This is a genomic window from Caulobacter segnis (genome assembly GCF_019931575.1).
GTDB lineage: Bacteria > Pseudomonadota > Alphaproteobacteria > Caulobacterales > Caulobacteraceae > Caulobacter > Caulobacter segnis_C.
This window is the reverse complement of the sequence record NZ_CP082923.1, coordinates 363,909-387,139: the sequence shown is the minus strand read 5'-3', so window position 1 is coordinate 387,139 and position 23,231 is coordinate 363,909. Positions and strand designations below refer to the sequence as shown.

The 23,231-nt window shown below is 68.6% G+C and carries 23 protein-coding genes; 17 read left to right on the top strand and 6 right to left on the bottom strand.

Annotated elements, in window-relative coordinates; translation table 11 throughout:
* Positions 1-21 precede the first annotated feature (21 nt).
* Positions 22-468, top strand: coding sequence for a biopolymer transporter ExbD (locus K8940_RS01795; RefSeq protein ID WP_223392843.1), 447 nt, complete (start codon positions 22-24; stop codon positions 466-468).
* A 242-nt stretch (positions 469-710) separates the two neighbouring features.
* Here K8940_RS01795 and K8940_RS01790 read toward each other — a convergent pair whose 3' ends face one another.
* Together K8940_RS01790 and K8940_RS01785 are read right to left on the bottom strand one after the other, a co-directional pair.
* A complete protein-coding gene (locus K8940_RS01790) occupies positions 711-1,829 on the bottom strand; it encodes a CobW family GTP-binding protein (protein ID WP_223392842.1) in 1,119 nt (372 codons plus the stop codon).
* Positions 1,830-1,888: 59 nt separating this feature from the next.
* Entirely contained in the window at positions 1,889-2,518 is a 630-nt protein-coding gene (locus K8940_RS01785) for a hypothetical protein (protein WP_223392841.1), read from the bottom strand.
* Between the two features lie 204 nt (positions 2,519-2,722).
* On the opposite strand from K8940_RS01785, the gene rplU reads away from it, so the two are divergent.
* From rplU to K8940_RS01770, 3 genes are all read left to right on the top strand, one after another.
* Positions 2,723-3,298 (top strand): 50S ribosomal protein L21, encoded by a 576-nt coding sequence (gene rplU / locus K8940_RS01780; protein WP_223392840.1) that lies wholly within the window; start codon positions 2,723-2,725, stop codon positions 3,296-3,298.
* 31 nt (positions 3,299-3,329) lie between these two features.
* On the top strand, positions 3,330-3,599 hold the full coding sequence (rpmA, locus tag K8940_RS01775) for a 50S ribosomal protein L27 (protein WP_096052697.1): 270 nt from the start codon (positions 3,330-3,332) through the stop codon (positions 3,597-3,599).
* A gap of 204 nt (positions 3,600-3,803) precedes the next feature.
* Entirely contained in the window at positions 3,804-4,337 is a 534-nt protein-coding gene (locus K8940_RS01770; RefSeq protein WP_223392839.1) for a GNAT family N-acetyltransferase, read from the top strand.
* Between the two features lie 4 nt (positions 4,338-4,341).
* Here K8940_RS01770 and K8940_RS01765 read toward each other — a convergent pair whose 3' ends face one another.
* A complete protein-coding gene (locus tag K8940_RS01765; protein ID WP_223392838.1) occupies positions 4,342-5,301 on the bottom strand; it encodes a hypothetical protein in 960 nt (319 codons plus the stop codon).
* A gap of 206 nt (positions 5,302-5,507) precedes the next feature.
* Between K8940_RS01765 and obgE the strand changes: the two genes are divergently transcribed.
* From obgE to K8940_RS01725, 8 genes are all read left to right on the top strand, one after another.
* Positions 5,508-6,572, top strand: a complete 1,065-nt coding sequence (gene obgE, locus K8940_RS01760) for a GTPase ObgE (protein WP_223392837.1) — start codon at positions 5,508-5,510, stop codon at positions 6,570-6,572.
* Positions 6,569-7,702: a glutamate 5-kinase gene (proB, locus tag K8940_RS01755; protein ID WP_223392836.1), complete on the top strand. Its 1,134-nt coding sequence runs from the start codon at positions 6,569-6,571 to the stop codon at positions 7,700-7,702. The genes obgE and proB overlap by 4 nt, the downstream gene beginning before the upstream one ends.
* A 12-nt stretch (positions 7,703-7,714) precedes the next feature.
* On the top strand, positions 7,715-9,250 hold the full coding sequence (locus K8940_RS01750) for a UbiD family decarboxylase (RefSeq protein ID WP_223392835.1): 1,536 nt from the start codon (positions 7,715-7,717) through the stop codon (positions 9,248-9,250).
* 1 nt (position 9,251) lies between these two features.
* Positions 9,252-11,075, top strand: a complete 1,824-nt coding sequence (locus tag K8940_RS01745) for a M14 family metallopeptidase (protein WP_223392834.1) — start codon at positions 9,252-9,254, stop codon at positions 11,073-11,075.
* An 84-nt stretch (positions 11,076-11,159) separates the two neighbouring features.
* Positions 11,160-11,561 (top strand): MAPEG family protein, encoded by a 402-nt coding sequence (locus K8940_RS01740; RefSeq protein WP_223392833.1) that lies wholly within the window; start codon positions 11,160-11,162, stop codon positions 11,559-11,561.
* 126 nt (positions 11,562-11,687) lie between these two features.
* Positions 11,688-13,019 (top strand): TldD/PmbA family protein, encoded by a 1,332-nt coding sequence (locus K8940_RS01735; protein WP_223392832.1) that lies wholly within the window; start codon positions 11,688-11,690, stop codon positions 13,017-13,019.
* A complete protein-coding gene (locus K8940_RS01730) occupies positions 13,016-13,795 on the top strand; it encodes a 3'(2'),5'-bisphosphate nucleotidase CysQ (RefSeq protein WP_223392831.1) in 780 nt (259 codons plus the stop codon). The genes K8940_RS01735 and K8940_RS01730 overlap by 4 nt, the downstream gene beginning before the upstream one ends.
* A 20-nt stretch (positions 13,796-13,815) precedes the next feature.
* Positions 13,816-14,052: a DUF4170 domain-containing protein gene (locus K8940_RS01725; protein WP_223392830.1), complete on the top strand. Its 237-nt coding sequence runs from the start codon at positions 13,816-13,818 to the stop codon at positions 14,050-14,052.
* 142 nt (positions 14,053-14,194) lie between these two features.
* Here K8940_RS01725 and K8940_RS01720 read toward each other — a convergent pair whose 3' ends face one another.
* Positions 14,195-14,860, bottom strand: coding sequence for a tyrosine-protein phosphatase (locus K8940_RS01720; RefSeq protein WP_223392829.1), 666 nt, complete (start codon positions 14,858-14,860; stop codon positions 14,195-14,197).
* Between the two features lie 144 nt (positions 14,861-15,004).
* On the opposite strand from K8940_RS01720, the gene K8940_RS01715 reads away from it, so the two are divergent.
* The 5 genes from K8940_RS01715 to lpxK are packed head-to-tail and all read left to right on the top strand — an operon-like array spanning position 15,005 to position 20,805.
* Positions 15,005-16,810 (top strand): ABC transporter ATP-binding protein, encoded by a 1,806-nt coding sequence (locus tag K8940_RS01715; protein ID WP_223392828.1) that lies wholly within the window; start codon positions 15,005-15,007, stop codon positions 16,808-16,810.
* The gene (locus tag K8940_RS01710) at positions 16,807-17,508 is read left to right on the top strand and encodes a lysophospholipid acyltransferase family protein (RefSeq protein WP_223392827.1); all 702 of its coding nucleotides are present in this window, start codon (positions 16,807-16,809) and stop codon (positions 17,506-17,508) included. Before K8940_RS01715 ends, K8940_RS01710 begins: the two co-directional genes overlap by 4 nt.
* A 30-nt stretch (positions 17,509-17,538) precedes the next feature.
* Positions 17,539-18,543, top strand: a complete 1,005-nt coding sequence (locus K8940_RS01705; protein WP_223392826.1) for a cation diffusion facilitator family transporter — start codon at positions 17,539-17,541, stop codon at positions 18,541-18,543.
* A 1-nt stretch (position 18,544) separates the two neighbouring features.
* Positions 18,545-19,801, top strand: coding sequence for a 3-deoxy-D-manno-octulosonic acid transferase (locus tag K8940_RS01700; protein WP_223392825.1), 1,257 nt, complete (start codon positions 18,545-18,547; stop codon positions 19,799-19,801).
* Positions 19,798-20,805 carry a tetraacyldisaccharide 4'-kinase gene (lpxK, locus tag K8940_RS01695; protein WP_223392824.1) on the top strand — a complete coding sequence of 336 codons (1,008 nt, stop codon included), beginning with the start codon at positions 19,798-19,800 and terminating at the stop codon, positions 20,803-20,805. The genes K8940_RS01700 and lpxK overlap by 4 nt, the downstream gene beginning before the upstream one ends.
* On the opposite strand, the gene K8940_RS01690 is transcribed toward lpxK, so the two are convergent.
* Positions 20,806-22,092: a metal-dependent hydrolase family protein gene (locus K8940_RS01690; protein WP_223392823.1), complete on the bottom strand. Its 1,287-nt coding sequence runs from the start codon at positions 22,090-22,092 to the stop codon at positions 20,806-20,808. It lies immediately after the preceding gene.
* An 8-nt stretch (positions 22,093-22,100) separates the two neighbouring features.
* Positions 22,101-23,183, bottom strand: coding sequence for a phosphotransferase family protein (locus K8940_RS01685; protein WP_223392822.1), 1,083 nt, complete (start codon positions 23,181-23,183; stop codon positions 22,101-22,103).
* Between the last annotated feature and the right edge of the window lie 48 nt (positions 23,184-23,231).

The following is a 23,231-nucleotide window of genomic DNA, read 5'->3' as shown; positions in this document are numbered from 1 at the left end:
CTTCTGGGAGACAGTCAGGCTATGGCGGCTAAACTTGCTGGCGGCGGCGGTGGCCGTTATTCGCTGGGCCAGAATTCCGAAATCAACGTCACGCCCTTCGTGGACATCCTGCTGGTTCTGCTGATCATCTTCATGGTCGCCGTGCCGATGGCCGTGACCTCGATCAAGATCGACCTGCCTCCGGCGGTGCCGAACCCGACTCAGGAGAAGCCGAAGGAACCGGTCTTCATCTCGATCCAGAAGTCGGGCGCGATCTTCATCGCCGACAAGCAAACCAGCCTCGACGGCCTGGAAGCCGACCTGAACGCCAAGTTCGCCGCGACCGGCCAAGCCGGTCCGAAGGACGATCAGCGCGTCATGATCCGCGCCGACGCCGACGTGCTGTACGCCGACTTCATGGGCGTGCTGAACCAGCTGCAGACTTCGGGCTGGTTCAAGGTCGGCCTGATCAACGAAGACATCCACTAGGGATCGTCCTCGGCGACAGCCAAGAACACGAAAGCCCCGGAACGAAAGTTCCGGGGCTTTTTCGTGCGCTCTTCCCCCCTTGCGCGAGAAGGTGTCGACGCAGTCGACGGATGAGGGGTCGTGCAAACGAAAACCGCCGCGACGGCGGTGAGGCCCATCGCGGCGGATTCTACCTTCAACCCCTCACCCGCCCCACTTCGCGGGCCACCCTCTCCCGCAAGGGGAGAGGGATAGATTGGTGACTAAGCCGCCGTCGCCTCGAAGCCCTTGCGCAGTTCGGCTTCGTCGAGATCGCGGCCGATGAACACCATGCGGCTGTAGCGCTTGTCCTTGTCGGTCCACTCGCGCTGGAAGTCGCCTTCCAGGATCATGTGCACGGCCTGGAAAACGAGACGCTTGTTCTCGCCCTTCACGTCGATGATGCCCTTGGCGCGCAGGATGTCCGGACCGCGCTTGGCCAGCAGGTCGTTGAGCCAGGCGGTGATCTTCTGGCCGTCGACGGGCCTGTCCAGGGTCAGGGAGATCCCCTTCACGCCGTCGTCGTGGATGGCGCTGGCGTGCCCATGGTCATGGCCATGATCGTGACCGCAATGCTCGTCGTGCACATGGTCGTGGTCGTGATGATGGTGGTGATGCCCATGGCCATGATCGTGGCCGCAGTGCTCGTCATGTACGTGGCCGGGCTCGCCGTGGGCGGGGTTCAGGAACTCCGGCTCCAGTTCGGTGATCCGCTCCAGGTCGAAGCTGTGCTTGCCGATGATGGCGTCCAGCGGGACGTTCGAGCGCTGGGCGCGGTGGATCGGGGCCAGCGGGTTGATCCGGCGGATGCGGGCCTCGACGTGGCGCAGGTCGTCTTCCGACACGAGGTCGGTCTTGTTCAGAACGATCTGGTCGGCGAAGGCGATCTGCTCGACCGCTTCCTTGGAATCGGAAAGCCGCAGCAGGATGTGCTTGGCGTCCACGACGGCGGTGACCGAATCGAGGGCCGTGCGGGCCTTGACGTCATCGTCGACGAAGAAGGTCTGGGCCACCGGGCCCGGATCGGCCAGGCCCGTGGTCTCGACGATGATGGCGTCGAAGCCGCCCTTGCGCTTCATCAGGCCCTGCAGGACGCGGATCAGGTCGCCGCGCACCGTGCAGCAGACGCAGCCGTTGTTCATCTCGAACACTTCCTCGTCCGCGCCGACCACCAGGTCGTTGTCGATGCCGACCTCGCCGAACTCGTTGACGATCACGGCGTAGCGCTTGCCGTGCTCCTCGGTGAGGATGCGGTTGAGCAGCGTGGTCTTGCCGGCGCCGAGATAGCCGGTCAGCACGGTGACGGGGATCTTGCCGGAAGCGGCGGGAGCGGTCTGGGTCATGGCCGCTATTTAGGCGCCCGCGGGCCGGAGCGAAAGCGGCTTGAGTCCCGGAAGCCCGCTCAGGTCTTGAAGAACGTCACCGCCAAGCCGACCACGATCAGCGCCGCGCCCAGGATGGTCTCCTCGTAGCGCTCGACCCATTGCAGGCCCAGGCGCTTGAAACCGGCCAAGGAGAGGCTGGTGAAGATCAGCATGCCGGCCGAGGTGGCGGCCATCAGCACCGCGCTCAGCACCAGGAAGGCCTGCCAGCCATGCTGCATGCCGGCCAGGTAGTAGGGCAGGAACGCCTCGCACGGCGACAGGGTCAGCAGGGTGACCAGGGCGATGATCGCCGCCCGATCCGAGCCATAGCTCCGCCGTCCCGCCTCGGGGACCGCGTGGTTGTGCCGGCCGCGCGCTATATAGAAGAGACCGACGGCGATCATCAGGCCGCCGACGACCCAGTGGAACAGGCCGCCCAGCCGGGGCTCCAGCGCCAGGCCGGCGACCACCAGGCCAAGGCCCAGGGCTATGGTCAGGCCCACATGGCCCAGGCCCGCCAGCAGGGTCACGCCCAGGGTGCGGCCCGTGGACCATTTCTGCGCGCGACCGACCAGCACGAACGGCAGCCAGTGCGTCGGCAAGGCCGCGTGCAGGAAGGCCACGGCGAAGCCCGTGACGGCGATGGAGGCGAAGAAGGTCGAGTTCACGAGAGGGCATATAGCGTGTTATAAAGTAACACACCAGAGGCTTCATCGAGTCTATTCGCGCTTAAGGGCGTCGATCATCGGAATCCGCCTTCACGGCGTTGACTCTCGGGCTCTCGGCTGTATAAGTCGCGCCCTCTTCGCCCGCCGGGTTCCCGAGCGGGCGATCCCTATTTTGCGAACGCACGTTTTTAAGGCGCTAAACCTATGTACGCGGTGATCAAAACCGGCGGCAAGCAGTACCGGGTTCAAGCCGGCGACCTGCTGGTTGTCGAAAAGCTCGAAGGTGAACCCGGCGCTGCCGTGGTCTTCGGTGAAGTCCTGATGCTTGGCGAAGGCGAGGCCGTGACGGTCGGCGCCCCCACCGTGGACGGCGCTGTCGTCTCCGGCACCCTGATCGAAACCCGCAAGGGTGAGAAGGTGAAGATCTTCAAGAAGATCCGCCGTCAGGGCTACCGCCGCACCCGCGGTCACCGCCAGCTCGAGTCCGTCGTGCGCGTCACGTCGGTCGCCGGCGCCGGCAAGGAAGCCAAGTGGGAAGGGTCGATCGACCTGACCCCGAAGGTCATCCTGGACGCCCGCGCCCGTGGCCTCGGCGACGCCGCCGTGCCGTTCTCGGTCCCGGCCGCCATCGAAGCGACCCCGGTCGTGAAGAAGGCCTCGAAGGCCAGCCCGAAGGTCGAAGCCGCCGTCGTCGAACACGCCGATGCGGTCGCCGAAGCCCCGAAGAAGAAGGCCGCCCCTAAGAAGGCCGCCGCCAAGACGGAGGAAGGCGAAGCCTAAGGGCGACGCCTTCTAAAGGTAGGAGAGCACAATGGCTCACAAGAAATCTGGCGGCTCGTCGAGCAACGGTCGCGACTCAGAATCGAAGCGCCTTGGCGTGAAGAAGTTCGGCGGCGAGAAGGTTCTCGCCGGCAACATCCTCGTGCGTCAGCGCGGCACCAAGTTCTATCCGGGCACGAATGTCGGCATCGGTAAGGACCACACCCTCTTCGCGCTCGTCCAAGGCGCCGTTGGCTTCGTGACCAAGAAGCACAACCGCACCTACGTGACGGTGACGCCGGCCGCTCAACCGGCCGAGTAAGCACGAACCAGAGTTTCTTCGGATCGTGCTTCTCACTGAAGAAGACGATCCGGACAGACGATCTCTAGCGGGGAGTCCGGAACGCCGGGCTCCCCGCTTTTGTTTTGTCTCGCCCCCATGGAAATCGAAGTCTGAAATAAACTTCGCCATGGCGGCGTCACGGTCCCAGATCAATGAGGACCGGAGGAACTCTGGGAGGCGCCGATGTGCGTCATCGAAGAAAGACCCGTCATCGAGACCCAGCGGCTGACGCTGCGCGTCCCGGCCAAGGCCGATGTCGAGCGCGTGGCGGCCTTCTGCGTCGATCACGACGTCGCGCGCATGACCACGCGCATGCCCTCGCCCTACACCCGGGGCCACGCCGAGGACTTCGTCGCCCGCTGCGGGACCCAGGACCGCGCGCGCGACAACACCTTCGCCATCGAGCTGGTGGGCGAGGGCCTGATCGGCGTGGTCGGTCTGTTCACCACGGCCGAGGGCCAGGTCGAGATGGGCTACTGGATCGGTCGCCCCTACTGGGGCCGCGGCTACGCGACCGAAGCGACCAAGGGCGCCTTGGACTGGGCGCGCAACGCCTGGAACAAGCGCTGGGTCACCGCCGGCCACTTCGCCGACAACGACGCCTCGGGCCGGGTGCTGGTCAAGGCCGGCTTCCTCTACACCGGCGTCGTCGAGCACAAGCCCTCGATCGCGCGCGGCGGCCTGGCGGCGACGCGGATGATGGTGTGGCTGGCGTGAGGCCCTAAGCCGCCCGGTGGGTGTGGATCACCTTCTGCGGACCTTCGCGGAAGCGCTTCTCGGCGACGGTAATCCGCTCGCACAGGGCGTCGAGATCCGACAGCAACGAGTAGGTCGCGTAGATGGGAATTTCCATCAGCGCCACCTGGGCCCGCGGCATGAACTCCGTGTATTTCTTCCAGGACACGTGGCTGTCACGAGCCGCCATGGCCCGCTGGCCCAGCGGATTCCACAGATCCAGGTCCATCAGCTCGTCGCGGCACTGCTTCATGACCGGCAGGGCGATGTAGAGGAACAGGAACGTCGGGGTGGCGGCGCGGCCGAACTGCGGCTGCACCTGCAGGTGCCAGATGCGGTAGGCCTCGAAGAAGCCGGCCTTGCGGGCCGGGTCCGGCGGCAGCCAGGTGGCGTTCTCGTTGATCAGCTCATTGACCACGCCTGACCGCTTGACCAGTTCGTCGGCGCTGGTGCCGGCCGGCATGGTCTTGGACAGGGCCGCGACCGGAATGGCCAGCTTCTTGGCGACGTCGGTATAGGCGACCTGCTTGCCGGCCATCGGCGTCCACTGGCCGAACGACGGCGCGCCCGGCGTGCTGGCCCGCTTGGTGGCGGCGGTCTTGTGCAGAAGGAGTTGTTCTTCGCGCTGCTTCTCGGCGCGCAGGCGGTCGAATTCGGCTTCGTGGGCGGCCTGCTCCTCGGCCGTCATCCAGCGGGCGCGGCCCGGTCCGTAGGTCCGCTCGTAGCGATTCAGCAGGACCAGGCTGTGATCAGTCGACGGCTTGGTCCCCACCTCGGCGAGGAACGTCTTGAACTCGCGCCACTGCGGCGCGACACCGGTGCCCCGGCCGATCAAGATATTGCGGTGCGTCGAAGCCTCGGCGCTATACTTACGGTGCAGTTCTTGCGTCGACAGATCACGTAGATCCACCGCCAGCACCGCCTTTCCGTCTTCTTCCGTCGCCAAGGTCAGCCTCCCAGTCCGTCGAAGATGAAACGACGGTTTTGCTGCCAAGACACTTTGTCGCACTGGGTGTTTTAACATTTCGTCACGACGAGGAACACCGGTCACGCTTTTCTCGCGTTAACCACCGTGGCCAAGCGTCACAGACAGGCCGCGCCGAATCGGCCTTTTGGCTCGACGCGCGGGACGCCTTGGGACAAAAGAGCCCCATGAAATTCTTGGACCAATGCAAGATCTACATCCGCTCCGGTAACGGCGGCGGCGGATCGGTGTCGTTCCGCCGCGAGAAGTACATCGAGTACGGCGGCCCGGATGGCGGCGACGGCGGTCGCGGCGGCGACGTGTGGATCGAGGCCGTCGAAGGCCTCAACACCCTGATCGACTACCGCTACCAGCAGCACTTCAAGGCCGGCACGGGCGTGCACGGCATGGGTCGCGCCCGCCACGGCGCGGCTGGCGAGGATGTCCTCCTGAAGGTTCCTGTCGGCACCGAGGTGCTGGAGGAGGACAAGGAGACCCTGATCGCCGACCTCGACCACGCGGGCGCGCGCCTGCTGCTGGCCAAGGGCGGCAACGGCGGCTGGGGCAATCTGCACTTCAAGGGTCCGGTCAACCAGGCCCCCAAATACGCCAACCCCGGCCAGGAAGGCGAGGAACGCTGGATCTGGCTGCGGCTGAAGCTGATCGCCGACGTCGGCCTGGTCGGCCTGCCCAACGCGGGCAAGTCGACCTTCCTGGCCGCCGCCAGCGCCGCCAAGCCCAAAATCGCCGACTATCCGTTCACCACCCTGACCCCGAACCTGGGCGTCGTGGACCTGTCATCCAGCGAGCGCTTCGTGCTGGCCGACATCCCCGGCCTGATCGAGGGCGCGTCGGAAGGCGCGGGCCTGGGCACCCGGTTCCTGGGTCACGTCGAGCGCTCGGCCACCCTGATCCACCTGATCGACGCTACCCAGGACGACGTCGCCGGCGCCTACCAGACGATCCGCGGCGAGCTGGAAGCTTATGGCGACGAGCTGGCCGACAAGGCCGAGATCCTGGCCCTGAACAAGATCGACGCCCTCGACGAGGAGACCCTCGCCGAGAAGATCGCCGAGCTGGAAGCCGTCTCCGGGATCAAGCCGCGCCTGGTGTCCGGCGTCTCTGGCCAGGGCGTCACCGAACTGCTGCGCGCCGCCTACCGGCAGGTGCGCATCCGTCGCGGCGACCTCGAGGACGAGATCGAGGAAGACGAGGACCACGTCGACGAGACCCCCGGGGGCTGGACGCCGTGACCAACGGATCCCGGGACGCCTTCAAGGCCGCCCGCCGCATCGTGTTCAAGGTCGGCTCGGCCCTGCTGGTCGACGCCGAGACGGGCGCGGCCAACCGCGCCTGGCTGGACGCCTTCTGCGCCGACGCCGCCGCCCTGCGCGCCGCCGGCAAGCAGGTGCTGGTGGTCTCGTCCGGCGCGGTCGCCCTGGGCCGTCGGCGGCTGGGCCTCACCGGCCGCAAGGCCACCCTGCCGGAAAAGCAGGCCGCCGCCGCCGCCGGCCAGAGCCTGCTGATGCACGCCTGGGAGCAGGCTTTCGCGCCGCACGACATCGGCGTCGCCCAGATCCTGCTAACCCGCGACGACACCGAGACTCGCCGTCGCTGGCTGAACGCTCGCGCCACCACCGAGACCCTGATGGGCCTGGGCGTGGTGCCGGTGGTCAACGAGAACGATACGGTCGTCACCGAGGAAATCCGCTACGGCGACAACGACCGCCTGGCCGCCCGCGTGGCCCAGATGGCCGGCGCCGACCTGCTGGTGCTGCTGTCGGACATCGACGGCCTCTACACCGCCGACCCGCGCAAGAACCCCAAGGCCCAGCACATCCCGCTGGTCTCGGAGATCACGCCCGAGATCGCCGGCATGGCCGAGGGCGCCAACGCCGCCGCCGGCGTCGGCACCGGCGGCATGGCCACCAAGATCGCCGCCGCCCGCATCGCCCGCGCCGCCGGCTGCGCCACCCTGATCACCCTGGGCTCGCGCCCGCATCCGCTGGCCGCCATCGCCGACGGCGAGAAGGCTACGCTGATCGAGGCTGGCGCCAGCCCCGCCGCCGCCTACAAGGCCTGGATCGCCGGTTCGCTGGCCCCGCAGGGCTGGGTGACGATCGACGCCGGCGCCGCCAAGGCCCTGACCTCGGGCAAGAGCCTGCTGTCGGCCGGCGTCCGCGCCATCGAGGGTCCGTTCGAGAAGGGCGACGCCGTGCGGGTCCGCGACGAGACCGGCCGCGAGGTCGCGCGCGGCATCGTCCGCTACGACAGCGCCGACGCCCAGCGTATCGCCGGCCTGCGCTCCGACGCCATCGAGGCCGAGCTGGGCTTCACCGAAGGCCCGATGATCCACGCCGACGACCTGGCCGTCGCGAACTAACGAGTACTCCCCATGGCCTACCGTTCCCTCCGCGAATTCATCGACGTCCTGGAGGCCAAGGGCGAGCTGGTCAGGGTCAAGGAGCCGGTGTCCAGCGTGCTGGAAATGACCGAGATCCAGACCCGCCTGCTGGCCACCGGCGGCCCGGCGGTGCTGTTCGAGCATGTCCTGCTGCCCGACGGCAGCCGCTCGGAGATGCCGGCCCTGGCCAACCTGTTCGGCACGGTCAAGCGCGTGGCCATGGGCGTCACCCTGGGCGGCGAGCCGCGCGAGACGGCCGGCGAGCTGCGCGAGGTCGGCGAGCTGCTGGCCTTCCTGCGCCAGCCCCAGCCGCCCAAGGGCCTGAAGGACGCCCTCGACATGCTGCCCCTGGCCAAGACGGTCATGAGCATGCGCCCCGGGACGGTGAAGAAGGCCCCGGTGCAGGAGGTCGTCCTGACCGGCGACCAGATCGACCTCACCAAGCTGCCGGTTCAGACCTGCTGGCCGGGCGAGCCCGCGCCGTTGATCACCTGGCCGCTGGTCGTCACCAAGGGCCCGGGCAAGGACCGCGAGGACGACTTCAACCTCGGCATCTACCGCATGCAGGTGCTCGGGAAAGACAAGTGCATCATGCGCTGGCTGGCCCATCGCGGCGGCGCTCAGCACTACGCCCGCCACAAGAAGGCGGGGAACAAGGACCCCCTGCCCGCCTGCGCTGTGCTGGGCGCGGATCCCGGCACCATCCTGGCGGCCGTGACGCCGGTGCCCGACACCCTGTCGGAATACCAGTTCGCCGGCCTGCTGCGCGGGGCCAAGGTCGACCTCGTGCCGGCCAAGACCGTGCCGCTGATGGTCCCGGCCCACGCCGAGATCGTCATCGAAGGCCACGTCCTGCTGGACGAGTTCGCCGACGAGGGTCCGTACGGCGACCACACCGGCTACTACAACAGCGTCGAGAAGTTCCCGGTCTTCCAGGTGACGGCGATCACCATGAGGAAGGACCCGATCTATCTGACCACCTTCACCGGCCGGCCGCCGGACGAGCCCAGCGTGCTGGGCGAGGCGCTGAACGAGGTGTTCATCCCGCTGATCCGCCAGCAATTCCCCGAGATCGTCGACTTCTGGCTGCCGCCCGAGGGCTGCAGCTACCGCATCGCCGTGGTGTCGATGAAGAAGGCCTATCCCGGCCACGCCAAGCGCGTGATGCTGGGCGTCTGGAGCTACCTGCGCCAGTTCATGTACACCAAGTGGGTGATCGTCGTGGACCACGACATCAACGCCCGCGACTGGAAGGACGTGATGTGGGCGATCAGCACCAAGATGGATCCCGCCCGGGACATCACGGTGATCGAGCACACCCCGATCGACTATCTGGACTTCGCCAGCCCGGAAAGCGGCCTCGGCTCCAAGATCGGCCTCGACGCCACTGACAAATGGCCGCCCGAGACCAAGCGCGAATGGGGCCAGGAGATCCGCATGGACCAGGCCGTGGTCGACGCGGTCACCGAGAAGTGGTCGCGGCTGGGGTTGCCAGGAGCGGGTGAGCCGATCTGGAAGAAGCCCTAAGATGCGGATCCTGACCCTGGCGGCCCTGGCCGCCGCCCTGACAGCGAGCACGAGCATGGCCCAGACCACGAAAGCCCCCTGGGACGAAGCCTTCCTGCCGCCCGCCCCGCACTGGCAGGGCGCCAGCCAGGCGCTGATCCGCGACAAGGCCGATCCGTGGGTGACGCCGTTCGAGGCCGACGCCGGCCACGACTTCTCGCCGACCTATGTCGACACCCGCGCCTGGTTCGATCGGCTGGACAAGGCCAGCAAGCTGATCCGCGTCGAGGACTTCGGCGTCTCGCCGCAGGGCCGGTCGATCTTCGCCGTCATCGCCAGCAAGGATGGCGACAAGCTGGATCCCAAGAAGCCGCTGCTCCTGGTCCAGGCCGGCATCCACCCCGGCGAGATCGACGGCAAGGACGCCGGCATGATGCTGCTGCGGGACATGGCTTTTCACGGCAAGGACGGACTGCTGGACAAGGTCAACCTGGTCCTGATCCCGATCCTGTCGGTCGACGGCCACGAGCGCTCGGGCCCCTATTCCCGCCCCAACCAGCGCGGGCCGCGCATCCAGGGCTGGCGCAACACCGCGACCAACCAGAACCTCAACCGCGACTTCATGAAGCTGGACCAGCCGGAGATGCAGGCGCTGAAGCGTCTGCAGGCCAAGTACCGGCCTGACCTCTATGTCGACGTCCACGTGACCGACGGCATGGACTACCAGTACGACGTCACCTACGGCTTCAACGGCGAGAACGGCGTCTGGAACCGCTCGCCGGCCATCGCCAAGTGGCTGGACGGCGTCCTCAAGCCGGTCATCAACCAGGGCCTGGAGGCCGAGGGCCACATCCCGGGCGAGCTGGTGTTCGGGATCGACGAGCATGACCCGAAGAAGGGCCTGTCCGATGGCGGCCTGGGCGAGCGCTTCTCGAACGGCTGGGGCGCGGCCGCCCACGTCCCGACCATCCTGATCGAGAACCATAGCCTCAAGCCCCACGCCCAGCGCGTGCTGGGGACCTATGTCTTCATCGAGACGGCCCTGAAACTCCTGGCCGACAAGGGCGGCGACCTGCGCACCGCCATCGCGTCCGACAGCGCCCTGCGCCCGACCGAGGTGCCAGCCAACTTCGTCAATGACGACAAGCCGGCCTACATCCGCGACTTCAAGGGCATCAAGTACGAGACCTATGACAGCCCGGCCTCGGGCCGGAAGGAAGTGCGCTGGCTGGGCGAGGCCGACCCGGAACTCTGGAAGGTGCCGTTCTACGGCTCGCACTCGACGCTGAGCCTGAAGCGTCCCGTCGCCTACTACGTGCCCAGCTACCGCGCCGACCTGATCGAGCGGCTGAAGCTGCACGGCGTGACGCTGGAGACCCTGCCGGCGGACAAGACCGTCAAGGTCGAGATGATCCGGCTGGTCGATCCCAAGCTGGCGACCCGCGCCAACGAGGGTCACGTCCAGATCAGCGTCGACAAGGTCACGGCCGAGACCCGCGACTGGGTCTTCCCCAAGGGCTCGATCCGCGTGCCGACCGACCAGCCGCTGGGCGACCTCGTCGTGCTGCTGCTGGAGCCGCAGTCCAGCGAGAGCTTCTTCGCCTGGGGCATGGTCCCCGAGGTGCTGAGCCGCGTGGAATATATCGAGCCCTACGCCATCGCCCCGCTGGCCGAGAAGATGATGGCGGCGGACCCGAAGCTGAAGGCGGCGTTCGAGGCCAAGCTGGCCGCCGAGCCCAAGTTCGCCGCCGATCCGGACGCGCGCCTGGCCTGGTTCTACGAACGCACGCCCTTCTACGACGACCACTATCTGCTGTACCCGATCGCCCGCGAAATCGCGCGATAAGCGGCTCGGGTTGCCGAGCGAGCGCTGACAGTCTCATATACGGCGGCGCTCGGGGGCGGGCGTGTGCGTACTAGGGTTTGAGTGATGGACACGATCGTTTCCGGCCACGCGGCGGCGCTGTGGGCCGGCCTGCACCTTTTCCTGCTGCTGATCCTGTCGCTGCTGGTCGTGCGTCTGCGCCAGAAGCACAAGGTGGCGCTGGGCGACGAAGGCATCCCGGAACTGGCCCGCGCCATCCGCGCCTTCGGCAACGCCTCGGAATACATCCCTGCCGGGATCGGCGCCCTGGCGGTGCTGGCCGTGGCCGGCGCCTCGCCGCTGGCCATCCACGTCGTCGGCATCGTGCTGTTCGCCGGCCGGGTGATCCACGCGGTCGGCCTCTCCAACAGCGGCGGCGCCTCGATCCCGCGCGCCATCGGCATGGTCGCCACCTGGCTGGCCTACATCTTCGCGGGCGTGGCCCTGCTGCTGTCGGCGATCGGCTAGAACGCACTCTCCTCCCCATTGAGGGAGGTGGATCGGCGCGAATACGCGCCGAGACAGAGAGGCAGGAGAGAGGAAACTGGGGCGCCGCCGCTTGCTCCCGGCCGCACCCGTCGTCCATAAGACCGCATGGACGATAATCTGCTGCATGACGTGGTCGCCGCCGCACGCAAGGCCGGGGCGGACGCCGCCGAGGCTGTTTTCGCCGAGCGCCAATCCCTCTCGGTCTCGGTTCGCCTGGGCGAGCTGGAAGAGGTCGAGCGCGAGGAGGCTCGCGACCTGGGCCTGCGCGTCTTCATCGGCAATCGCAGCGCCACGGTCTCCGGTTCGGACATCTCGGCCGAGGCCCGCGCCAAGCTGATCGAGCGCGCCGTGGCCATGGCCCGCCTGGCGCCGGAAGATCCCTATGCCAGCCTCGCCCCGCAGGATCGTCTGGCCCGGGGGCCATTCCCCGAGCTCGACCTGATCGACCCCTACGAGCCCTCGGCCGAGGCCCTGGAGACCCAGGCCCGCCTGGCCGAGGAGCACGCCCGCGCGGTCAAGGGCGTGACCAACTCCGACGGCGGCTCGGCCAGCTGGAGTTCGTCGACCTGGGCGCTGGCGACCAGCGACGGCTTCCACGGGACCCACGCGGCCACCGGCCACTCGATCTCGGCCTCGGCCATCGCCGGCGAGGGCGCGGGCATGGAGCGTGGCGGCGAGGGCCGCTCGACCCGCCACTTCGGCGATCTGCCGGCCGCCGGCGACATCGGCATGGAGGCCGGCCGCCAGGCGGTGGCGCGCCTGAACCCGCGCAAGATCGCCTCGACCACCGCCCCGGTGATCTTCGAGAACCGCCTGGCCATGAGCCTGATCGGCCCGCTGCTGGGCGCGATCTCGGGTCCCTCGATCGCCCGCGGCACCTCGTTCCTGAAGGACAAGCTGGGCCAGCCGGTCTTCGCCCGCGGCGTCCGCTTGTCGGAAGACCCGCACCGGGTGCGCGGCCTGGGCTCGGCCCCGTTCGACGATGAGGGCGTGGCCACCGAGGCCCGCGCCCTGATCGACGACGGCGTGCTGACCACCTGGCTGTTGAACACCAGCTCGGCCAGGCAGCTGGGCTTGGTCACCACCGGCCACGCCTCGCGCGGGCTGGCCGGTCCCTCCGGCGTCTCGACCCACAACCTGACGCTCCAGCCGGGCGAGAAGGACCTTGAAGGCCTGATGAAGGACGCCGGGACCGGTCTTCTGGTCACCTCGATGTTCGGCCCCTCGTTGAACGGCAACACCGGCGACTGGTCGGTCGGCTGCTCGGGCGTATGGTTCGAGAACGGCGAAAGCACCGGCCCGGTCACCGAGATCACCGTGGCCGGCAACCTGATCGACATCTACGCCCGTCTCGTCCCCGGTTCGGACCTGGAGTTCCGGGGCGCCAGCAACAGCCCGTCTATCCTGGTCGACGCCCTGGCGATCGCGGGCAAATGAACGACCTGGACCTGATCCTCGAGGCCGCCAAGGAAGCCGGAGAGCTGGCGCTCTCGGCCCGCGAGAGCGGCCTGAAGATCTGGTCCAAGGCGGGCGGCTCGCCCGTCACCGACGCCGACCTGGCCGTCGACACCCTGCTGAGGACGCAGTTGCGGGCCGCGCGGCCCGACTATGGCTGGCTGTCGGAGGAGACCGCCGACGATCCGGCGCGGCTGTCCACCCCCCGCCAGTTCGTGGTCGACCCGATCGACGGCACGGTGGCCTTCATGAAGAGCAAGCCGTGGTTCGCGGTCTCGATCGCCATCGTCGAGGACGGCCGGCCGGTCGCCGGCGTCGTCCACGCCCCGGCGCTGGACGAGACCTACGCCGCCACGCTGGACGGCCCGGCCATCCTGAACGGAGCCCCGATCGCCCCCAGCGCGACCGACCAGCTGTTCGGCGCGGCCATGCTGGGCGACGCCAAGATGTTCGCCCACCCCGCCTGGCGCGAACCCTGGCCGGAGATGCGGATCGAGAGCCGCAACTCCATCGCCTACCGCATGTGCCTGGTCGCCGCCGGGACCTTCGACGCGGCCGTCGCCCTGTCACCCAAGAGCGAGTGGGACCTGGCCGCCGCCGACCTGATCTGCCGCCGGGCCGGGGCCGCGCTCAGCGACCACAAGGGCCGGGAATTCGCCTATAATCGGCCTGTTCCGCTGGTTCCGAGCCTAGTTTGCGCCAATAAGACGCTTCATCCATTGATCCTGTCACGCGTCGGGCATATCGAGCTGCCATAAAACCAATTCCTCGCAGGAACTTGCTCCAAATGGCTGACAAGCAGCTTCTTCATATCGTCGTTGGTGGTGAACTGAAGGACGTCGCCGGCACCGAATTCCGCGACCTCGACAAGGTCGAGTTCGTCGGCGCCTTCCCGAACTACGAAGCCGCCCACAAGGCCTGGAAGGCCAAGGCCCAGGCGACCGTCGACAACGCCCACGCGCGCTACTTCATCATCCATGCCCACAAGCTGCTGGATCCGAGCACCGAGGGGTGATGACGGCTCCCTTCTCCCCTTGCGGGAGAAGGTGTCATCCGCAGGATGACGGATGAGGGGTCGCGCAAGCCGGTCAGGATAGGGCGTTCAACCCCTCATCCGACCGCTTCGCGGCCACCTTCTCCCGCAAGGGGAGAAGGATCTACTCCCGCCGCAGGATCTTGTCCGTCAGCACCTTCCCCAGCATCCCCGCCCGGAAGGTCTTCTTCATCGCGACGGGATCGTAGTCGTCGCTCTCGACCCATTCGCTGAACGTCAGCCCCTTGGGTTCGCCGACCTCCAGATACTGCTCGAACACGTAGTCCAGCACGCCGGTGTTGCCATGCTTGATGTGCAGGTAGCGCGGACCCAGCTGCCGCATGGCCTCGCGGATCGGCAGGCCCAGGCGATAGTGGGCGTAGAAGACGCTCATGATCCCCGCCCGGTCCGCGCCCGACTTGCAGTGCATCAGGGCCGGATACTCGATCGTTTCGAACAGTTCCTTGGCGCCCCGGACCCGCTCGCGGATCGGGACCTCGCGCGAGGTGATGGTGAAGTCGACGAAGTTCAAACCGAGCCGCTCGCAGGCGTCCTTCTCCAGCGCGTAGAAGCTGCCGTCGAAACCGCCGCGCAGGTTCACGATCGTCTTGATCCCCTGCTTCTTCCACCAGGCCAGCTGGAACGGCCAGGGCTGGTTGGCGCGGACCATTTCGGGGCTGATCCAGTGAGCGTTGGAAAAGCCCAGGCGCAGATAGGCGTGGTCGTTCCACAGGTAGTGGAGATAGGTCTTGAACCGGCCCCAGGGCGTTGTGAGGTCGAACTTGGCCAAGCGGGCGCGATCCTTCGGAAGTCAGCCGCCTAAGTAGGGGCAAGCCGCCCGAAAGGCAAAACGCGCCCTCATGGCGTCGCTTTTCATGGGCAGTGCGTCTCCCAAGTCATTGACAGTCCCGCCCCGAAATCCGACCCCTCCCGCATGACCTCGCCCGACAGCCAGCCCTCGAACCGCGCCCTGATGGGCCGGATGTGGCGCGAGTTCCTGGCCCCGCGCTGGAAGGGGCTGCTGGTCTCGATCCTCAGCGCCACCGCCGTCGCCGGCCTGAGCGTCAAGCTGACCACCATGGTCGGCCCGGCCGTCGACCGCCTGATCACCCATCCGCAGCCGAACGCCCTGCTGCTGATTCCGCTGACCATCGCGGGCCTGGCCGTGATGCGCGGGATCTTCCAGGTGCTGCAGGCGACCTTGATCAACCGCATCGGCAACGGCGTGGTCGGCGACATGCAAAAGCGCCTGTTCGGCCGCCTGATCCGCGCCGACCTGGCCCGGCTGCGCGGGGCGCACTCCGGCTCCTACGTCTCGTCGGTGCTGTACGACGCGGGCCTGATCCGCGAGGCGGCGACCACCGGCGTCGTCAACTATGTCCGCGAAGGCCTGACCGTCCTCTACGCCCTGTGGACCCTGCTGCACGGCGACCCGATCCTGGCCATCGGCGTGCTGGTCGTGGTGCCGGCCGTCGGGGCGATCATCCGCAACTTCTCCAGGCGCACGACCAAGGCGGCCCGGGGCGCCATGAGCGAGACCTCCAACCTCTCCACCGCCGTGATGGAAAGCCTGGACGGGGTCAAGATCGTCAAGATGGAGAACCGCGAGGCCTACGAGGAAGGCCGCGTCGCCGCCGTCGTCGACCGCCGCCAGCGCCACCTGATCAAGGGCAGCAACGCCAAGGCCATGGCCGCGCCCTCGACCGAGCTGTTCACCCAGCTGGTCATCGCCCTGATCTTCGCCTACGCCGGCTGGCGCGCCCTGACCGGCGCGCTGGTGCTGGGCCCGTTCACCCTGCCACCGATCACCGCCGGCGGCTTTCTTGCATTCGTCCTGACCCTGGCCCTGGCCGCCCAATCCCTGCGCCAGGTCGCCAACCTGCAGACGGTGTTCAGCGAGGGCCTGACGGCCGCCCGCCGGCTGTTCGAGGCCCTGGACATCGCCCCGACCATCGTCGATCCCGCCGACGCCAAGGCCTTGCCGGCCGGCGACAGCACGATCGCCCTGGACCACGTCACCTTCTCGTATGGCGCCGAGATTGCGGCCCTGTCGGACGTCTCGATCCAGGCGCGCAAGGGCGAGACCGTGGCCCTGGTCGGCCCCTCCGGCGGCGGCAAGAGCTCGATCCTGAACCTGATCCCGCGCTTCTACGACGTGACGGCCGGGGCGGTGACCATCGACGGCCACGACGTGCGGTCGGTGACCCTGGCCTCCCTGCGCGACCGCATCGCCCTGGTCACCCAGGAGCCCTTCCTGTTCGACGACAGCATCCGCGCCAACATCGCCTATGCCCGCCCCGGCGCCAGCCAGCTGGAGATCGAGGCCGCCGCCCGCCAGGCCGCCGCCCACGACTTCATCCTGGAGCTGCCCGAAGGCTACGACACCGCCGTCGGCGAGGCCGGCGCGCGCCTGTCGGGCGGCCAGCGTCAGCGCATCGCCATCGCCCGCGCCTTCCTGAAGGACGCCCCGATCCTGCTGCTGGACGAAGCCACCAGCGCGCTCGACACCGAGAGCGAGGCCCAGGTCCAGGCGGCGCTGGAGCGGCTGATGGCCGGCCGCACCACGATCCTGATCGCCCACCGCCTGTCGACCGTGAAGAACGCCGACCGCATCTACGTGATCGAGAAGGGCCGCGTGGTCGAGACCGGGCCCCATCCTGAGCTGGTCCGCGCCGGGGGCCTCTACGCGCGCCTGGCCAAGGCCCAGGACCTGGATCACGTTCCGGAGGCCAGTGCTTGAGACCTCTGCGTTCGCCGTTCGTGATCTGGCTCTTGTCCTCGATCTTCGCCGGCTACTCAAAGCTCGTCTTCAAGACCCTGCGCATGACCGTCGAGGGCGCCGAGCAGGCCGAGGCCGTCTGGGCCCAGGGCCGCGAGACCGGCGCCGGGGCGATCCTGTGCTTCTGGCACTCGCGCATCCCGATGTCGCCGCTCAGCTGGCCGCAGGACCTCGCGCGCCGCCAGGACATGCGCGCCCTGATCTCGCGCTCCAATGACGGCGAGTTCATCGCCCGCACGGTCGAGAAGCTGGGCTTTCCGGCGATCCGGGGCTCGTCGGCCAAGAAGACGGACCTGGCCAAGAACAAGCACGGCGAGCAGGCCTTCCGCGACATGGTCAAGTGGGTCAAGGACGGCGGCGGCGTCGCCATCACCCCGGACGGCCCGCGCGGCCCGGCCGAGCACATGGAGAAGGGTACGCCCTCCCTGGCCCGCGTCACCGGCGCCCCGGTGATCTTCGTGGGCCTGGCCGCCCGGCCCTGCATTCGCCTGGGCTCGTGGGACAACACCATGATCCCCCTGCCCTTCGCCAAGGCCGCCATGGTCTGGGACGGCCCGACCGGCGCCGGACGCGGAGATGACGTCGAGCAACTGGCGGAAGATTGGGCCGATCGCCTCTCGGCCGTCACCCGACGGGCCGAAGACCTGGTCGAAGATTGATCCGACCCGCCCTTGATGGGATGTAGGGCCATGCCGCACGACGCTCACGACCACGCTCACGACCACAAGCATGGGCACGACCATGATCACCGCGATCATGCGCACGACCACGGTCACCATCATCACGGCCATGGCCACCACGGCCATAGCCACGCCCCCAAGGACTTCGGTCGCGCCTTCGCGATCGGCACCGCGCTGAACCTGGGCTTCGTGGTCGTCGAGGCCGGCGCGGGCCTGCTGACCCATTCGCTGGCCCTGCTGGCCGACGCCGGCCACAACCTGTCGGACGTTCTGGGCCTGCTGCTGGCCTGGGGCGCGGCCGTGCTGGCCAAGCGCGCGCCCAGCGCCCGCCGCACCTACGGCCTGCGCAAGGGCACCATCCTGGCCTCGCTGGGCAACGCCGCCCTGCTGCTGCTGGCCGTCGGCGCCATCGGCTGGGAGGCCGTCCGCCGCTTCGGTGCGCCCGAGCCTATCCAGACCGGCCCGGTGATGATCGTCGCCGCCATCGGCATCGTCATCAACACCGCCACGGCCCTGATGTTCATGAAGGGCGGCAAGGACGACCTGAACGTCCGCGGGGCCTTCCTGCACATGGCCGCCGACGCCGCCGTCTCGGCCGGCGTGGTGGTCGCGGCCCTGGCGATGGCCTTCACCGGCTGGCTGTGGCTGGATCCGGTGGTCAGCCTGGCCATCGTCGCCGTCATCGTGCTGGGCACCTGGGGCCTGCTGCGCGACTCGCTGGACATGGCCCTGGACGCCACGCCGCGCGGGATCGATTCCGAGAAGGTCCGCGACTGGCTGACCGGTCGCCCTGGCGTCAGCGAGGTGCATGACCTGCACATCTGGGCGATGAGCACGACCGAGACGGCCATGACCGCCCACGTCGTCCGCCCGCTGGACGCCGACCACGACCAGTTCCTGCACGACGCCTGCGCCGAGCTGGCGAGTAGATTCAAGATCGGCCACGTGACCATCCAGGTCGAGACCAGCCACGGCGCGCACGCCTGCCGCCTGGCGCCCCACGACGTGGTCTAGGGTGACCCTGTCCCTGGGCCTCTACCGGGCCGCCACGGGCCTGCTGGAACCCATCGCCCCCGCGCTGCTGGCCGACCGCGCCCGCAAGGGCAAGGAGGACCCGGCGCGCCTGGCCGAACGCCTGGCCAAGGCCCCGACGGCGCGGCCCGACGGCCCGCTGGTCTGGCTGCACGGCGCCAGCGTCGGCGAGAGCCTGTCGATCCTGCCCTTGGTCGAGCGGCTGCGGGCCGAACGCCCCGAGGTTACGGTGCTGGTCACCTCCGGCACCACCACCTCGGCCGCCCTGCTGGCCAAGCGCCTGCCGCCGGGCGCGATCCATCAGTACGTCCCGATCGACGCCCCCGGCGCGGCGCGGCGCTTCATCGCCCGCTGGAAGCCGTCCCTCGCCGTCTTCGTCGAGAGCGAACTGTGGCCCAACCTGCTGCTGGAGGCCAAGGCCGCCGGGACGCGCCTGGCCCTGGTCTCGGCCAAGCTGTCGGACCGCAGCTTCGCGCGCTGGCGCCAGCGCCCCGACGCCGCCCGCCAGTTGCTATCCGGCTTTGATTTGATCCTGGCCCAGGACGCCCGCGCCCACGCGCGTTTCGAGGCGCTGGGTGGCCAGGTCGCCGGCGAGGCCGACCTGAAGTTCGGCGCCGCGCCGTTGCCGGTCGACGAGGCCGAGCTGGCGAAGCAGCGCGCGCGCTTCCCGCGTCCGCCCCTGCTGATCGCCAGCACCCATCCGGGCGAGGACGAGATCGCCCTGGACGCCGTCTTCACCCTCCCGGACCGCCCGCCCATCGTCCTGGCCCCGCGCCATGTCGAACGCGGCCCCGCCATCGTCGCCCTGGCCAAGGCCCGAGGTCTCTCCGCCGCCCTGCGCGGCCAGGCGCCGGACGCGAGCGCCGACGTGATCGTCGCCGACACCCTGGGCGAGATGGGCCTGTGGTTCCGGCTGGCCGGGACCTCGATCATCGCCGGCAGCCTGGTCCCGGCCATCGGCGGCCATAATCCGCTGGAGGCCGCCCGCCTGGACTGCCCGGCGATCAGCGGTCCGTTCGTCGAGAACTGGGCCTCGGCCTTCGCGGGACTCGAGGCGGCCGACGGCGTGGTCATGACCTCGCCGGCCGGCCTGCGCGACGCGCTAGCCGTCGACCTCGCCGATCCCACCGCCGCGAAGGCGCGCGCCGCGCGCGCGCGCGCCTATGTCGACGCCCGCGACGCCGAGGCCCGGGCCGGCCTCTCCCGCATCCTCGAGCTGGTTCCCGAGATAGTCACATGAAACTCGGCACGCCCCGCTGGTGGTACGTGAAGAGCGGCGGCCCCGCCCCGCTGACCCGCGCCCTGCTGACCCCGCTGTCGTGGATCTGGGCCGACGCCACCCGCCGGCGCATCGCCCGCACCACCCCGGCCATCGTCGGCGCGCCGGTGATCTGCGTGGGCAACGTCACCATGGGCGGCGCCGGCAAGACCCCGATCGTGCGCGAGCTGCTGCTGACCTTGACCCAGCGCGGCGTCGCCGCCCACGGCCTGTCGCGCGGCTATGGCGGCCGGCTGAAGGGGCCGGTGCGGGTCGACACCACGCGCCACACCGCCAAGGACGTCGGCGACGAGCCGCTGATGCTGGCCCAGGATTTCCCGATGTGGGTCTCGGTCGACCGCGTGGCGGGCGCCAAGGCCGCCGCGCGCTGGGGCGCCGAGGCGATCGTCATGGACGACGGCCACCAGAACCCGACCATCCGCAAGGCCCTGTCCCTGGTCGTCGTCGACGGCGAGACGCGCGGCGGCGAGTGGCCGTTCGGCGACGGTCGCGTCTTTCCCGCCGGCCCGATGCGCGAACCGCTCAAGGTGGGCCTGTCCCGCGCCGACGCGGTGATCGTGCTGCTGCCGGTCGACATGGAGCAGCCCGACTTCGACCTGCTGGTCCAGTTCGGCGACATGCCGGTGTTGGTCGCCCGCCTGGAAGCCGCCGCTCCGGTTCCCACTGGCCCGCAGGTCGGCTTCGCCGGCATCGGCAAGCCCTGGAAGGTCGAGAAGGCCCTGACCGCCGCCGGCTGCCAGCTGGTCGACTTCGCCCCGTTCCCCGACCACGGCGAATACGACGAGGCGACGCTGAAGATGCTGGCCGACCGCGCCAAGGTCTATGACGCCGGCCTAGTCACCACCGAGAAGGACTGGGTCCGCCTGCCCGCCAAGTGGCGCGAGAAGGTGACGCCGTGGCCGGTCAGGGCGCGGTTCGACGACCCGGAGGCGCTCGAGGAGCTGTTGGCGAAGATCGGCCTCTAGCTACTTGTAAACCACCCCGCCCTTGATCACCGACGTCACGCGCTGCAGCTCGGTGACCTCCTTCAGCGGGTCGCCCTTCACCGCGATCAGGTCGGCCGCCTTGCCGGGCGACAGGCTGCCGATCTCGGCCGACAGCGAGAAGTGGTCGGCGGCGTTGACCGTCGCGGCTTGGATGGCTTCCAGCGGGGTCAGGCCCGCCTTGACCAGTAGGGCGAACTCGCCGGCGTTGTCGCCGTGGGCCGAGACGCCGGTGTCGGTGCCGAACGCTATCTTGACCCCGCCCTCGTGGGCGCGGCGGGCCATGGCCAGCATCTTGGGACCAGCGTCCAGGGCCTTGGCGGTCTGGGCGGGCGTCAGGAAGTTGTTCGGCCCCGAGGCGATCCGGTAGACGAAATCGCCCGCCATCAGGGTCGGGACCAGATAGGCGCCGTTCTTCTTGAACAAGGCGATGCTGTCGGCGTCCAGATAGGTGCCGTGCTCGATCGAGTCGCCGCCGGCCTTCAGGAAGCTGTTGATGCCGTCGACGCCGTGGGCGTGGGCGGTGACCTTGCGGCCCATGCGGTGGGCGCTCTCCACGATGGCCTTCAGCTCGTCGTCCGAGAACTGCTGGTTCAGGCCTGCGGCGGTGTTGGACAGCACCCCGCCGGTGGCGGTGATCTTGATGATGTCGGCGCCCAGCCAGACCTGTTCGCGCACCGCCCGGCGGCAGTCGTCGGAGCCCGAGCACACCGAGGTCGGCCGCAGCACGTGCATGACCTCGTCGCTATAGCCGTTGATATCGCCGTGGCCGCCATGAACCGAGACGGCCGAGCCGGCGGCGATGATGCGCGGCCCCGGCACGTCGCCGCGCTTGATACCGTCACGCAGGGCGAAGATCGCCTGGTTGGTGGCGCCCAGGTCGGCCACGGTGGTGAAGCCGGCCATCAGGGTCTTGCGGGCGTAGCCGGCCCCGACCATCGCCTCGTCGGCCGCCGACTGGGTGACGTTGTCCAGCCGCGAGGTCGGCCCCTGCTGGCCGGTCAGGTGGACGTGGCTGTCGATCAGGCCCGGCAGGACGAAGCTGTCCTTCAGGTCCACGACCTTGCCGCCCGGCTCGGCGACATAGCCGTCGACGATGCGGGCGACCTTGCCGTTCTCCAGCACCAGGGTCTTGGCCGTCTCGACCTTGCCCGTCGCCGGATCGGCCAGCAGGCGGCCGGCCTGAACGAACACCGTCTCGGCATGCACGACGCTGCTCAGCGTCCCGGCCAGAGCCAGGGCGGCAACGCCCGATAGCAGTTTCCGCATGTAGCTTCTTACGCCCCCGCCTTCTGCGCGAAGGCCCAGGCGCCCTTGGCCAGGACCGGCACGCGCGCCTCCATCAGCTGCGCATGGGCGCTGGCGGCGGTGCCGTCGCGGACGCGGCCGACGATGCCCTGGCAGATGCCGGCCAGTCTGAAGAGGTTGTAGCTGAAATACCAGTCGAGTTCCGGCAGGCCGTCGCGGCCGGTGGCCTTGCAGTAGCGCGCCACCGCCTGCGGGATGGTCGGTACGCCATAGGCCTCCAGGTCGGAGATCTCCGCCAGGCCGCCGCGCTGGTCGGACGGCATCACCCAGTTCATCAGGAAGTAGCTGAAGTCGGCCAGCGGGTTGCCCAGGGTCGACAGCTCCCAGTCCAGCACCGCCACCACGCGCGGCTCCGTGGCGTGCAGGATCATGTTGTCGAGGCGATAGTCGCCATGAACGATCGAAGTCTTGTCGTCGACCGGGCAGCTCTGCGGCAGCCATTCGATCAGCCGGTCCATCTCGTCGATCGTCTTGGTCTCCGACGCCCGGTACTGCTTGGTCCAGCGGTCGATCTGGCGGGCGAAATAGTTGCCGGGCTTGCCGTAGTCGGCCAGGCCCACGGCGGCGTAGTCGACATTGTGCAGGGCCGCCAGCGTGTCGATCTCGGCCTCGTAGATCGCCCGGCGCTCGGCCGGCTGGTAGTCCGGCAGGGTCCCGTCCCACAGGATCCGGCCTTCGACATTGTCCATGACGTAGAAGATCGTGCCGATGACGTCCTCGTCCATGCACAGGGCATAGGCCTTGGCGACGGGGAAGTGGGCCTTGTTCAGGCCGGAGATCACCTTGAACTCGCGGTCGACGGCATGGGCGCTGGGCAGCAGCTTGCCCGGCGGCTTACGGCGCAGGACGTATTTCTTGGTCGGCGTGACCAGCTGATAGGTCGGGTTGGACTGGCCGCCCTTGAACTGGCGCACCTCCAGCGGGCCGGCATAACCCTCGACATTGGCCTCCAGCCAGACGGCCAGCTTGCCTTCGTCGATCGCGTGGCGCGGGTCGACCGGCTTGGTGCCCGAGTTCAGGTCCTGGGCGGACTGTTCGGCGGCTTCGGCCATGGCGCGCTTCTCCCCAACGCTTGTTTGAAAGGGAGTTTAGAGGGCGCG